This window comes from Solirhodobacter olei (genome assembly GCF_004010155.1).
Taxonomy (GTDB): Bacteria; Pseudomonadota; Alphaproteobacteria; order Rhodobacterales; family Rhodobacteraceae; genus Solirhodobacter; species Solirhodobacter olei.
Map to the genome: position 1 here is coordinate 60,365 of NZ_RRYH01000028.1, position 12,438 is coordinate 72,802.

Below are 12,438 nucleotides of genomic sequence, written 5' to 3' on the forward strand. Positions count from 1 at the left end.
GAATCTGAGAGGACGGGACGAAAATGGCGTCGAGACTGGTCCTCCTGATTCAGGAAAAAATGGCCCGCCTGACCGTAAGCGAGCGCAAGATCGCCGAAGTTATTTTGAACAATCAGGGGATTATCGAGACCCACACGGCGACCGAACTGGCCGCGATGGCTGGCGTCTCAAAAGCCACCTGTGCCCGTTTTTTCCGCACTTTGGGATACGCTGATTTCGAGGAAGTGCGACTTCAGGCCCGCGATGAACGCAATCGGACCCAGCCATACCGCCCCGCGGAGGACGGGGCCGAGCGTGTGATTCTCGGCCGAGCGATCTCCGACCATCTGGAGCTTGAGTTGCGCAACATCACCCGCAGTTTCGAGGAGCTGCGGTCCGACGTCCTTCAGGAGGTGGTGCAGATGGTCGAGGAGGCGCCACGGGTCTGGTTCCTTGGTTTTGGTGCCGAGGATGGTGTCGCGAGGCTTGGCCGTGCCATCTTCAGCCGGGTTCGTCACGACGTGCACTATTTCTCGGGCATCGGAGAGGACTGGTCTTCCGATCTCGCCATGACCGGCCCGCGCGATGTGCTGATGCTGCTGACACTCGAACCTCGCCCCAAGATCCTGCGCTCCATTCTGAGTTCTGCACGCACCTCGCGGATGCGGATCGTCACCCTGACGGATCATGCCTACCGCGGCCAGGCAGAGCGCTATTCTGATGCCGTCCTGCCCTGTCACGTTGCCAATTACGGCATTGTGCCGACCCACGCGACGATGCTGACCCTCCTCAGGCTGATAACGATCACCTACGCGAGTCAGAACGCCGACGCGGTGCGGCGGAGGGCGGAGATGCTCGACAGCATCCAGGAGGAGCTGGACATGATGGAGTAGGCGGCAACAGGGGCGACAAATCGCGACGGGACACCTTCGGACGGTTTTGCTGATATCCTTCGTTTGCAGCCTAGAGCCGGCCCCGACGTCCCCCATCCTTTCCGTGACATCCGTACAGTTCGGCCGAAATGGGTTCCGCGAAGCTCTGATCGCTGCAATCTCCAAGCCATGTTCTGCACTTGCAGCACTGCGGCATCCGGGCTAAGGGCCTCCGTGATTTCACCGGACCCGGCTTACCCGGGTGGCTCGGCCCGGCGCCTATCCCCGGGACAACCCACCATCACCTCGCCATTCGCGACCCGCGCCAAGCGCTGCCGGACGCGATGCGGGTGGTGCTCGTCGAAGACTGAACAACGCCATGATCAATCCCGCCGCGATCAAGCGCGACTGGTTTTCCAACCCGCGCGCCGATGTGCTCGCCGGCATCGTCGTTGCCCTAGCCCTCATCCCCGAGGCGATCGGCTTCTCCGTTATCGCAGGGGTCGATCCAAGGGTTGGCCTCTACGCCTCCTTCTCGATTGCCGTCATCATTGCCTTCACGGGCGGTCGGCAGGGGATGATCTCTGCCGCCACCGCCTCGGTTGCCGTCGTCATCACCCCCCTGGTGAAAGACTACGGCGTCGAATACCTGTTCGCGGCAACCATCCTGATGGGCGTGTTTCAGGTCATCGCCGGTTTGCTGCGGCTCGACCTCCTGATGAACTACGTCTCGAGATCCGTGGTCACCGGTTTCGTCAATGCGCTGGCGATCCTGATCTTCATGGCGCAGCTTCCCCAACTGACCCATGTCGCGCCAGTGACCTATGTGCTTGTCGCCGCGGGGCTGGCGATCATCTACATATTTCCACGGCTGACAAAGGCGATCCCTTCACCGCTGGTTGCAATCGTCATCCTGACCCTGGTCACTGTTTACGGCCATATCGACGTGAACACCGTGGGCGAGATGGGCAAACTGCCGACCTCCCTGCCCTCCATCGCGCTGCCGCAGGTGCCGTGGACGCTGGCGACGCTGAAGATCATTGCGCCCTATTCGCTGACAATGGCCGCCGTGGGCTTGCTCGAATCCATGCTGACCGCGCAGATCGTCGACGACTTCACAGATACCCCGTCCAACAAGGCGCGCGAGATGCGCGGACAGGGCATCGCCAACTTCCTTACCGGTTTTCTCGGTGCGATGGGCGGCTGCGCGATGATCGGTCAGTCCGTGATCAACGTGAAGTCGGGCGGCAAGACGCGACTGTCGACACTCATTGCTGGCGTGTTTCTTCTGTTCCTGCTCGTCGTACTCAACCCGCTGGTAGCGGTCATCCCGATGCCGAGCCTCGTGGCGGTGATGATCATGGTCTCCATCGGCACCTTTTCCTGGCGCTCCATTAGGGACGTACGGCACCATCCGTGGCAATCTTCCCTAGTGATGCTCGCCACCGTCGTCATCGTTGTCTGGACCGCGAACCTCGCGGCCGGCGTGCTCGCGGGTGTCGTGCTCTCGGGGCTGTTCTTCGCGGGCAAGGTGCGTGGCATGTTCACGGTCGACGCTGCGCTGTCAGCTGACCAGCGCGTCCGCACCTATCGCATTGCTGGGGAGATCTTCTTTGCCTCGGCGGAGCGCTTCGCGGAGGCGTTTGATTTCAAGGAAGTGGTGGACCGGGTGGTGATCGACCTTAGCGCCGCGCATTTCTGGGACATTACCGGCGTCGGCGTGCTCGACAAGACCGTGATGCGCTTCCGGCGCGAAGGGACCGCGGTCGAGATCGTCGGGCTCAACGACGCGAGCGCCTCGATGGTCGAGCGGTTCGGAGTTCACGACAAGCCCGATGCCGACAAGCTTCTTGCGGCGCATTGAGGGAGAGAGACCATGGAGACCATTCTCGCCGCGATCGATGCCTCCGGCTATGCCGCCAGCGTCTGCGATCTTGCCGCCTGGGCCGCCGCGCGGCTGGAGCGCCCGGTCGAACTTCTCCACGTCGTCCAACGGAAGGATGCCGTCGCCGAGCGGCATGACCTGTCGGGCGCGATCGGGCTCGGCGTCAAGTCGACTCTCCTGGAGGAGCTTACCCGGCTCGACGAAGCGGATGCCCGGCTGCAAGTCGAACGGGGCCGCGTGCTGCTTGCCGCGAGCGCAGAGCGGCTTCGCACGGCGGGCGTCAAGGATGTGCGCCCCCTCCACCGCCATGGCGGGATCGTCGAGACGATCCTAGAGCGCGAGGCCGACGCCCGCCTAGTGGTGATCGGCAAGCGCGGTGCCAGTCACGAATTCGCCGCAGACCATATCGGCTCGAAGATCGAGCGCGTCGTACGGGCGAGTGCCAAGCCGATCCTGATCGCCTCACGCGCCGGCGCGACGCCGAAGGTCGCGGTACTCGCCTACGACGGCAGCCCCGCCGCGAACCGCGCCCTCGAACGCTGCGCGAACTCGCCGCTCTTCGCCGGAATGCGGGTGCATGTCGTGGTTGCCGGTGGAGAAGATGCGCGCCACCGGGCGCTGGTCGCTCAGGCCATGGCAGCGCTCGCCGGGCGCGACGTCGCGACCACGCTCGACGCCGGCCGGCCGGAGGCGGTGGTTTCCGACGTCGTCGCAGCCACCCCCGGTGCGATCCTCGTGATGGGCGCATATGGCCATTCGCCGCTCCGGACGTTGATCGTTGGTAGCACCACGACCACCCTTATCCGTACCGTGCGCGTTCCGGTGCTGCTCATGCGCTGATGGGGCGTGGTCACGGGTCAGGGCTGACTTGATGGAAAGATCATGTGATGGCCAGGCTACCCGTTTCCCAGGACAAACTCATCCTACGGTCGTTTGGGGCGAATGTTCATTGGGTTCTAATCGAACTCAGGTGAGCTCCACACCGAGCAGATTGGAAGCCTCTCCAAGGAACCTGTCGCGCTCTAGAAGGATCCAGCGCAGGAAATTGCGCATTGGGCGGCTCATTGTTCGTCCCGCGGGCCATACCAGCCGAAAGCCGTAGGAGTATTGGACGATAAAATCCGGCCCCAATGGTGCCACCAGCCGACCGTCCCTTAAGTCGTTGAATGTCTCAGACAATCCGCAAAGCACGAGGCCTTCTCCTGCCAGTGCAACCCGGTAGCCAGCAACATGCTGAACCGGAGCTTTGTCCTTTTTCGTGATCGAATGTCGCGCCAGCAACTCCGGCCATCCGACCCAAGCAGGATCGGTAGTCATGTCGTGGACACGATAGAGCGGTACACCAGTCAAATCCTTCATCTCGGGATGCACATCATGTCGTGAAGCGAAATCGGGTGTGCAAACGGGCAGAAAACAATCCATTAAAAGGACTTCGTACTCGTACTCGGGACCCGGTTCCGGAGAGAAGCGAATGGCCATATCCACGTCGCTGTTGAAGAGATCGACATAAGCATCTGTGATGTCGTAGCTGACCTCGACGCCCGGATACTTACGGTGGAAGCCTGGCATGCGCTCGGCAAGCCAATCATCAAGCATGAAGTGCGATGTCGCGATGCTGAGCCTGCCTGTATCGCGGCCCTTGGCTAGGTTGGCGAGCGCATCGTCCAGATGGGCAAAGCCGACCGTCAGGCCGGCGGCGACCGATAGGGCTTGTTCGGTGGGCTTCGCGCCGGCTGGAAGCCGATCGAACAACTTGAGGCCAAAGTAGTCCTCCAGCCCCCTGATCTGGTGTCCAACGGCCGCCACGGTCACACCAAGCTCTTCAGCCGCCGCGGTGAACGTACCCGTGCGCAGGATCGCCTCGAGTGCGCGCAAGCCATTGAGGTGCGAAAGCTTCATGGCGGGAACCATAGAAAAACTTGTGTCCCCTGCAGAATAACTGACCTGACGTTTCGGCAAAGCGATGAAAAGCTCTGCCTGGCAAAAATGGAAAGGAAAGGCGCAATGAAACGCTACGTCATAGAACGCGACATCGTAGGAGTTGGAGCCTTGAGTGACGAGGAACTCGCCGGGGCTGCGAAGACCTCCAATGCGGCTCTTTCCGAATTGGCACCGCAAGTGCAATGGGAGCATTCCTACGTCGCCGGAGATAAAACCTTCTGCATTTATCTCGCCGAGGACGAGGATGCGATCCGGCGCCATGCCGAGATCAGCGGCTTCCCCGCGACGAAGATTACGCCGGTCTCCGGCATCATCGACCCGACGACAGCAGGCTAGTCAGGGGCGAAAACACAATCTTGTCGAGCGGGTGGGACACCAAGTTCAGCGTCAACTGCCGCAAGAGGAGGAGTGCAATGGGCAAGTGTGAATTATTGAAGGTCGCGACAATCGCCGTAACGTTGGCCGGCACAACGACAGCGGGTCGGGCCGATACCAAAAACCCATTCGCCGACGCGGTGAGGGCGGCGAATGCCCGCTTCCAGGATGTCGCGGTAGCGGTGAAGGAGGGTTATTCGCCGATCCCCTGTGACAGCGCCCCGGCGGGTGGAGGCATGGGCATTCACTACGTCAGCGGCATGCACCTCAAGGACAAGGCGCTCGACATAGCCCACCCGCAGGCAGTGATGTATGAGCCCCAGCCCGACGGATCGCTGAAACTGATTGCCGTCGAATACATCACGTTCAAAGGCCCGGCCTCCATCGGTGGACACCTGATGAACTTCAATGGCGCGCCGAACAGCTACGGCTTGAAGCCATTTTACGAGATCCATGTCTGGGCATGGAAGACTAACCGGCGGGGGACGTTCGCCGACGATAACCCCGACGTTTCCTGCGACCACATGCCGATGCCTGCGAAATAGCCTAGGCGCCGATAGGGCCGCGCCGCCGTCTGCGCCCCGAGGCTCGCGCTTAACGTTAAGGGGGGCCAGCTAGCCGCAGAGACTAGCGCGCGGCCCTAAACTAACGTTAGGCAACGAGGGGCATCATCGCCCTCCAAACGTAGCGGGCGCCGCGAGCCGAAAATCCCCTAACATTGGGACAGGACGTCCGCTACTGAGGTAGGCTTCGGCAGGACGGCCTTTGGAGCCTGTCACTCCGCAGATGGCTCCGAAGCCATCGAAATGCATGACCAGTTTGTTTCATCGTGAAAGATGCGTATCGTGCAAGTCGGATACGTCCGGCAGGGCAAGTCGACGACGGTAGGCTGCATTCGCCGGGCTTCAAGAGATTGTACTGCGGTCTTAGACGGCTTCCCCGTCTCAGTCGATTGACCAGACAGCGCGATGTTGTAGCGTGATTATGCGCTCTTTGGGAGCAACGCGTGTGGGCTTCTCACGCTGCAAGAAGTTTTCGGAATCTGCCGCTTTCACACCACGCGCCGGGTCGTTCTTGCTTGGTCTGCGCAGGCCCCGTGGGGCCGCGCGTCGGCAAATCCCCGCGCTGCCCGCAGAGCAGGCCGGCCTTTAGGAAACACAGCTTTGAATAGCTATTTTGCGGATAGCTGGCCGATCACGAGGAGCTTTGCGACAGAACCGCCGCTCGTCATCCCATCCCTGACGACGGCAAGGCGTTCCTATCTCGGCCATTTAGCGGGGGCTGCATGCTCCTATAGCTGCCGTGGGCTGCATCCCACTCTGTGGTTCACCCTGGTGCGAAGGGTTGAAGGGTAGCCATCCGGGTTAAGGTCCGGAAATCGTCGCGCTCAGACCTCTTTGGCGTCCGTCGAGGTTGCGTGCGCCTCTTTCACAACCCTTTCGAGCAGCGAGTCATATATCGGTTCCGTGCGCAGCAGGTGAACGACGAGCATCGACGTGAAGCAGGCCGCCAGCATCGGCAGCAGTGTGGTAAAGGCGGCCGTCATTTCCGTAACCAGAATGATCCCTGTCACCGGGGCCTGCACGATCCCGGTGAACAGTGCGGCCATGCCCACGACGGCGAAGGCTTCTGGCTCGATGCCGAGATGCGGGAACAGCACTGCGGCGGCCGCGCCGAAGAGCAGGCCGAGTTGGGCGCCAAGGACAAGAAGCGGTGCAAAGAGCCCGCCGGGCGTGCGCGCGGCATAGGAGATGGGACCGAGCAGGAACCGGATTACGAAGGCCAGTGGGATGGCGCTGTAGACGACGCCGCCGGCCAGCAACGTCTGGCTGATGTTATTGCCGCCGCCGACCAGATTGGGCGTGAACCAGCCGACGGTCCCGACGAACGCGCCGATAATGCCGGCCTTCACCACCACCGGGACGCGCTTGAACTTCGCCGTGAAGGTCTGTGCGCCAAGAACGATGCGGGTGTAGCAACTCGCTACAACCCCCGTGACTGCCCCAAAGATGATGTAGAGAAACCATGTGGCGTCTTCTGCGTAAGGGAGTGGGCCCGTGGCGGAGGCAGTATGCGACAGGATCACGACCTGGAAGTCGGGCGCGTCGCCGAGAAACAGGCGGGAGACGAGGATCGCCGTCGAAGAGGTCGCCAGCGCCACGATCGTCATGCGCGGCTCGAACCTGCGCACGAGTTCCTCGAGCACGAAGACGGCCCCGGCAATCGGGGCGTTGAAGGCGACGGCGAGGCCGGCCCCGGCGCCCGCAGCGAGCAGAAAACGCAGTTCTTCCGTCGAGTGTCGGAAGAGTTGGCCGACGAGGTGGGCGACGACGGCTCCCATCTGCACGCTTGGGCCTTCGCGGCCGAGCGCAAGCCCGCCGCCGATGGCGGAGAGACCGCCGATGAACTTGACCGGCAGCAGACGCGGCGGCGTCGGCGGCAACTCGCCATTAAGCGCGGCCTCAATCTGGGGAATGCCGCTGCCGGAGGCATGGGGCGAAAAACGATGCACAAGCCAAGCGCCCAAGGCAGCGGCAGCGGCGCTTCCCAGCAGGAGCGCGATGAAGCCTAGTGCATGGGCGTCGTGCCCGCGGGCTATCATCTCGCTGCGGAAGACGTCGGCCTTGTCGAGGGCGATCCGGAAGATCGCGTCAACCAAGCCCGCCCCTGCGCCAACAACCGGCGCAAGAAGCGAGACGAAGAGGAGACGACTGAGGCTTCGGTCAGCTGGTAACGGATTGTGTAGCGCCTCTTCGTTTTCTGGTTCGTCTCTCTCGCTTTCCGGAGGAACCTTATCGTCCTGCACAGGGGACCCGAATCTTTCAAAGCAACGCAGCAACAACGCTGCCAATTGCCACGCAACGCTGTCACATCAATCGCGATCACGGAAGGAAAAGTTTGGCAATTTCCGTTCCCTGCTGGCATCAGATCGTGCGCGTCCCAGAAGATGAGAACTCAAATTTTCTTGGTAGACCAAGTGACTAGTCTCACTTTTCTTCCCTGCCGCGAAACCCGGAGCTTTCAGTACCAAAAATCCGGCAGGATGGCGGATGGAATTGATATATGGCAGCAGTGTGGAGTGAGCCTCTCGGGCTAGACGTTGGTCAGGCGGCGGTTTTGACCGGCTGCCGGTGCTATCCCTCCATAGTTCGCAGGTCCTCGCGTGTATCGGCGCCTCGCGTCAGCTAGCGAGCCATGTCTGAAAGCGCCCAATCAGTGCAGGCCCATGCGCGGACCAGAACGATGCGCTTTTCGCGATCGACAGCTTCAGATGATCCGGAGATGTTGGCAGGTACGGCATCATCTTGATCTTGGTATTTTTGTAATAGGTGATGTCCGCCATCTGCGCGAATGACGATTTCCGAGCCGGCGAGTAGGCGATGTAGCGCGCCTGTTCAGCAAGGCTCTTGGTGGAGGTCGAGAACCGAAGGAACTCCATCGCACGCTTCTTCCGGTCCTTCGGCAGGATCGCGGGAACCACCCAACCATCCCACTCGTAAAGCCCGCCATCCCAGATGAAGCCAAGCGGGTCGCCATTCGCGACGATCGCGTCGAATATCCGGCCATTATAGGCCGAGGCAATGGTTACCTCGCCCTGGGCCAGCATCTCCTGCGGCTGGGATCCTTCGCTCCACCACATCGCATGCGGCTTCAACGCGTCGAGCTTCTTGAACGCGCGGTCCACGCCGGCCGGGGTCGCCAGTACGTCGTAAATCTTATCCTTGGCCACGCCATCGGCGTAGAGCGCCCATTCCAGGTTGCCGGCCGGGATCTTTTGCAGGCCGCGCTTGCCGGCAAACTTGGCCACGTCAAAGACGTCCTGGACAGACCGCGGGCCGCCGTTCGGGAAGGCAATTTTGTTGTAGCAGAACATCGTGTTGTACGAGATTGTCGAGACGAAGCCGCCGGACTTGTCGTCGCCGCCGCTGAGCGAGCCTTTGGTGAAGTCGTCCCAGGCGGGCGTCCCGTCGGGCGCCCGGTCGAGGTCCTTGTCCCAGACGATTTCCTGCAGCAGCCTCTGGCTGTAGAGCCGGTTGGCATCCGCCTGCAGCATGTCGACGATATCCCAGCTAACCCAACTGGCGTTGCCGCTCTGCTCCTGTGCGGTGATGAGCGCCGGGCCGTTACTCGATTTCTCGATATTTCTGAAGTTGAAGCCGGTCTTCCGCCTATAGGGCTTCTCGTAGGCGTTGATCTGGCTTGACTGATAGGCCCCGCCCCACGAGCAGAGGTTGATTGTCGCTTCGGCTGCCATCGCGCGGCGCACGCCGATCAGCGAACCCAGAGACGAGAGCGAGACCAGCCCGGCGGTTGAGGCACCGAGCGCCAACAGGTCCCGGCGCGAAACCGGAAGTGTCCCGCTGTTCGGCGTCCTTGTTTTCTTTGCCATGTCGCGCTCCATGCTCTGTCAGCGTCTTTGGTTGCTCTCCCCGCGCCAGTACTTGGTTGGCCTCCCAATGCAGCGTTTGATCCCCTTCCATGATGGCACATCGGATGTTTAGCGATGCCTTCGATCCTACTGGTCGCGGGAGAACGCGCGATCAGAACACCAGCTCTACGTTGTTGCCGGTGAGTCTGTTACAGGCCTTCCCAACGACCTCCGAAGTCAATGACAGGGAGACGGAGGCGCTATTCACCGCAATGGCCGTGGGTTGCAGGCCGCGCGGACCGTCGAATGAATTCAGCAGGTAGCGGCAAGCGCCGAATGGCAAGCTGTGCCAGTCGACAGCATATGTCGCTTTGCCAGACCCGGTCACGGTTATGCGGGTGCGGAAGGGTGAGTATATTGCCTTCCCGTCCGGAGTGAAGTCTCGCCTGCGGAGCTGACTGTAAGCCTTCACGACGGACACGAGATTGCCTTTGCGGTAGGCGTTTTTCGAAGAAAACGCCAAGTTGATTGCGCCGACAATCTGGGCCTCATCAACACCAACTGCCGAATAGTTGAAACCCCCGAACAGAACCGAGTAGGTCCACGCCATCCCAATAACAAAGCTCGCCACCAGGATGGCAATGAGCGTGCGGCCGATAGCGGCACCGGGACCGGGCTCGTTGTCCAGGTTTTGTTCCTTGCCGAGCGCGCCCTTGGCCTGGGCCGCTCTTGTGGCGATGCCTCCGGACATGGATGGTGGAACGAAGGATCGGTTGGAGGTTTCCATCAAGGCGGCTCCTGCTTCTTCCGTGCGCCATTGTAGCAGAGTGCCGCGAGCAGTTCTGCGGGTCCGCGCCCTAAAAGGCGGACCACGGGAGGGACTTGTCGGCGGTTAGATCGAGATCAGCTGCTGGCGACGCGCGAAGGGATCCCGACCTTAACCGTCGTTGGTACCTTTGGCTGCATTTCGATAGCTTGTTATCCCCCACCGTTGGCGTCCAACCGCGACACCACCCAACGACCAACTACTCACAGAGCCTGATCGAAAATCCATGAGCCGCCAGAGGCCAAGGCTTTGCGCCGAAAGAGACAGCGCTTTGAGCCTAGTCCTCCTGCGCAGCTAGCATGAGTTCGTCCGGCTGAGGTTTGTAGATCACGCCGAGACGGCCAAGTTCATCTTCGATGAAGACGATGCCCTTCCCTTCGAAGAATCTGCGAAGGACCCTCAAGGTCCGCGTCGATATCGCACCACGCTCCAAGCGAGAGAGCGTGTTTCTATGTAGTCCCGTCAGATTTTGAAGTTCCGGGTTTTGGATCCCGAGTAGCGCCTTAGCCATTCTGACTTGACGAACAGTGATCATGCTCGATTGAATTTGGTGCCGACTGAACATTATGTTTGCCTTTAAGTGAAGTTCCTGCCATGAGGCCCAGTGCCGCGCCTTCGGGGGGCGAGGCGGGACGGAAGAGGATCAGGTGGACGGGGCAGGGCATCGCGGTGACAGGTTGCATTTGTGTGAAGGCGGAAATGCTCCACTTCTAACACGTAGGACAGAAAATACATGTCACTGTCTGGATACAGCCGCAAACCGCAGGGCGATTGGTCAAAAGACCCGAGCTGGAACCATCGCGGCTGCGGTTAGAGGCTCAACGCGAACTCCAACGCGGCACTGTCTCGTTCGGTTTTCAGCACGAAATAATCATAGCAGCAGCACAGCGTCGGAAGGGCGGCGTTGTGTCAAATGCCCGAGGCAAGAATCCCTAGCTTGCCATGTCTGAGCTGCTCGGGATCCTGCGCCAGTCTTTAGGGCCGCTGGCGAGCCTGCTTGACGATCCGGCTATGATCGAGCTGTCCGCAAACTCGGATGGCCGGATCTTCGCGGAGAGGGCAGGGGCGCCGCCGGTTCGGGTGGGTGACCTCGGCGCGCGCGCGCGCGAACAGATTGTCCGGACCTGCGCAACCAGCGCGGGCACGCCCGTTACGGCAGCCACCCCGATCGTCTCGGCCAAGGTGCCGGAGCTTGGATACCGCTTCGAGGGACTGATGCCGCCGGCGGTGGACACGGCGGCGTTCTCGATCCGGTTTCACGGCGCTCAGGTGCGCGCGCTCGACACCTATGTCGCGGATGGGACCATGACCGAGGCGCAGGCGGATGCTCTAAGGGGTGCGCTCGAAGATCGGCAGAACATTGTCGTGGCCGGGGGCACAAGCAGCGGCAAGACCACGCTCCTGAACAGTCTCCTGAGGGAGCTGGGCAATCTTGCGCCCGCGGATCGGCTGGTGGTGATCGAAGACACCCCGGAGCTGAAGGTTACGCATGAGAACGCTGTCTTCCTACGCTCGACCGTGGCGGCCGACGCCACCCGGCTTCTGGCCAGCACACTGCGCCTTCGCCCGGATCGCATCGTCGTTGGCGAGGTCCGGGACGGGGCTGCGCTCGCTCTACTGAAGGCCTGGAACACCGGGCATCCGGGCGGGGTCACGTCTCTTCACGCCAGTGGGGCCGAGGATGCTCTGATCCGGCTCGACCTGCTCGTGCGCGAAGCCTCCGCACAACCGCTCCCGCAAGTCATCGGGAGCGCAGTGGATCTGGTCGTCTACCTCGAGCGCGCTCGGGAGGGACGGCGGGTCCGATCAATCATTCAAGTGAAAGGATACGGAAATGGGACTTTCCACACGCAAGCCGTGGCATGAGCGGGTCGCCGGGCCGGGCCGCTATGCGGCCGCCTGGGTGACGACGGCACTGCCCGCCATGGCCTCGACCACCGGCACGGGCATGCCTTGGGACAGCCCGATCCAGACGCTCGTCAACAGCATCAAGGGCCCGGTCTCCTTCGGCTTTGCATTCCTCGGCGTCGTCCTGCTCGGCGTGCGCTGGATCTACGGCGGCGAGCTGGGAGCGGCGGCGAAGATGCTCATGACCATTGTCATCGGCATCGCCCTTCTGAGCGGGGCCACGGGTGTCCTTGCCACACTCTTCGGCCTGACCGGCGCCACCCTACAGTAGGATAGGAGATAG

At 61.6% G+C, this 12,438-nt stretch carries 11 protein-coding genes and 1 other annotated feature; of the genes, 7 read left to right on the forward strand and 4 right to left on the reverse strand.

Going from position 1 to position 12,438, the window contains the following annotated elements:
- The first annotated feature begins 23 nt into the window (after positions 1-23).
- From EIP85_RS17665 to EIP85_RS17675, 3 genes are all read left to right on the forward strand, one after another.
- Positions 24-872: a MurR/RpiR family transcriptional regulator gene (locus EIP85_RS17665; RefSeq protein ID WP_127903535.1), complete on the forward strand. Its 849-nt coding sequence runs from the start codon at positions 24-26 to the stop codon at positions 870-872.
- A 221-nt stretch (positions 873-1,093) separates the two neighbouring features.
- Positions 1,094-1,147, forward strand: a sequence feature (sul1 is cis-regulatory element that is thought to sense ions involved in sulfur or methionine metabolism; They are found in Alphaproteobacteria).
- A gap of 83 nt (positions 1,148-1,230) precedes the next feature.
- The gene (locus EIP85_RS17670) at positions 1,231-2,715 is read left to right on the forward strand and encodes a SulP family inorganic anion transporter (RefSeq protein WP_127903536.1); all 1,485 of its coding nucleotides are present in this window, start codon (positions 1,231-1,233) and stop codon (positions 2,713-2,715) included.
- A 12-nt stretch (positions 2,716-2,727) separates the two neighbouring features.
- Entirely contained in the window at positions 2,728-3,576 is an 849-nt protein-coding gene (locus EIP85_RS17675) for a universal stress protein (RefSeq protein WP_127903537.1), read from the forward strand.
- A gap of 126 nt (positions 3,577-3,702) precedes the next feature.
- On the opposite strand, the gene EIP85_RS17680 is transcribed toward EIP85_RS17675, so the two are convergent.
- Positions 3,703-4,635, reverse strand: a complete 933-nt coding sequence (locus EIP85_RS17680) for a LysR substrate-binding domain-containing protein (RefSeq protein ID WP_164871781.1) — start codon at positions 4,633-4,635, stop codon at positions 3,703-3,705.
- Between the two features lie 105 nt (positions 4,636-4,740).
- Between EIP85_RS17680 and EIP85_RS17685 the strand changes: the two genes are divergently transcribed.
- Together EIP85_RS17685 and EIP85_RS17690 are read left to right on the forward strand one after the other, a co-directional pair.
- Positions 4,741-5,013, forward strand: a complete 273-nt coding sequence (locus tag EIP85_RS17685; protein WP_127903539.1) for a DUF4242 domain-containing protein — start codon at positions 4,741-4,743, stop codon at positions 5,011-5,013.
- A 77-nt stretch (positions 5,014-5,090) separates the two neighbouring features.
- Entirely contained in the window at positions 5,091-5,597 is a 507-nt protein-coding gene (locus tag EIP85_RS17690) for a hypothetical protein (protein WP_127903540.1), read from the forward strand.
- Positions 5,598-6,439: 842 nt separating this feature from the next.
- Here EIP85_RS17690 and clcA read toward each other — a convergent pair.
- The 3 genes from clcA to EIP85_RS17705 all read right to left on the reverse strand — a co-directional run bounded on the left by clcA (position 6,440) and on the right by EIP85_RS17705 (position 10,208).
- Positions 6,440-7,858, reverse strand: coding sequence for a H(+)/Cl(-) exchange transporter ClcA (gene clcA, locus EIP85_RS17695; protein WP_127903541.1), 1,419 nt, complete (start codon positions 7,856-7,858; stop codon positions 6,440-6,442).
- 375 nt (positions 7,859-8,233) lie between these two features.
- The gene (locus EIP85_RS17700) at positions 8,234-9,442 is read right to left on the reverse strand and encodes an extracellular solute-binding protein (protein WP_164871782.1); all 1,209 of its coding nucleotides are present in this window, start codon (positions 9,440-9,442) and stop codon (positions 8,234-8,236) included.
- Between the two features lie 151 nt (positions 9,443-9,593).
- Positions 9,594-10,208, reverse strand: coding sequence for a hypothetical protein (locus EIP85_RS17705; RefSeq protein ID WP_127903543.1), 615 nt, complete (start codon positions 10,206-10,208; stop codon positions 9,594-9,596).
- Positions 10,209-11,189: 981 nt separating this feature from the next.
- On the opposite strand from EIP85_RS17705, the gene trbB reads away from it, so the two are divergent.
- Entirely contained in the window at positions 11,190-12,113 is a 924-nt protein-coding gene (trbB, locus tag EIP85_RS17710; RefSeq protein WP_127903544.1) for a P-type conjugative transfer ATPase TrbB, read from the forward strand.
- Positions 12,082-12,426 carry a TrbC/VirB2 family type IV secretion system protein gene (locus EIP85_RS17715; RefSeq protein ID WP_127903545.1) on the forward strand — a complete coding sequence of 115 codons (345 nt, stop codon included), beginning with the start codon at positions 12,082-12,084 and terminating at the stop codon, positions 12,424-12,426. Before trbB ends, EIP85_RS17715 begins: the two co-directional genes overlap by 32 nt.
- Positions 12,427-12,438: the final 12 nt, after the last annotated feature.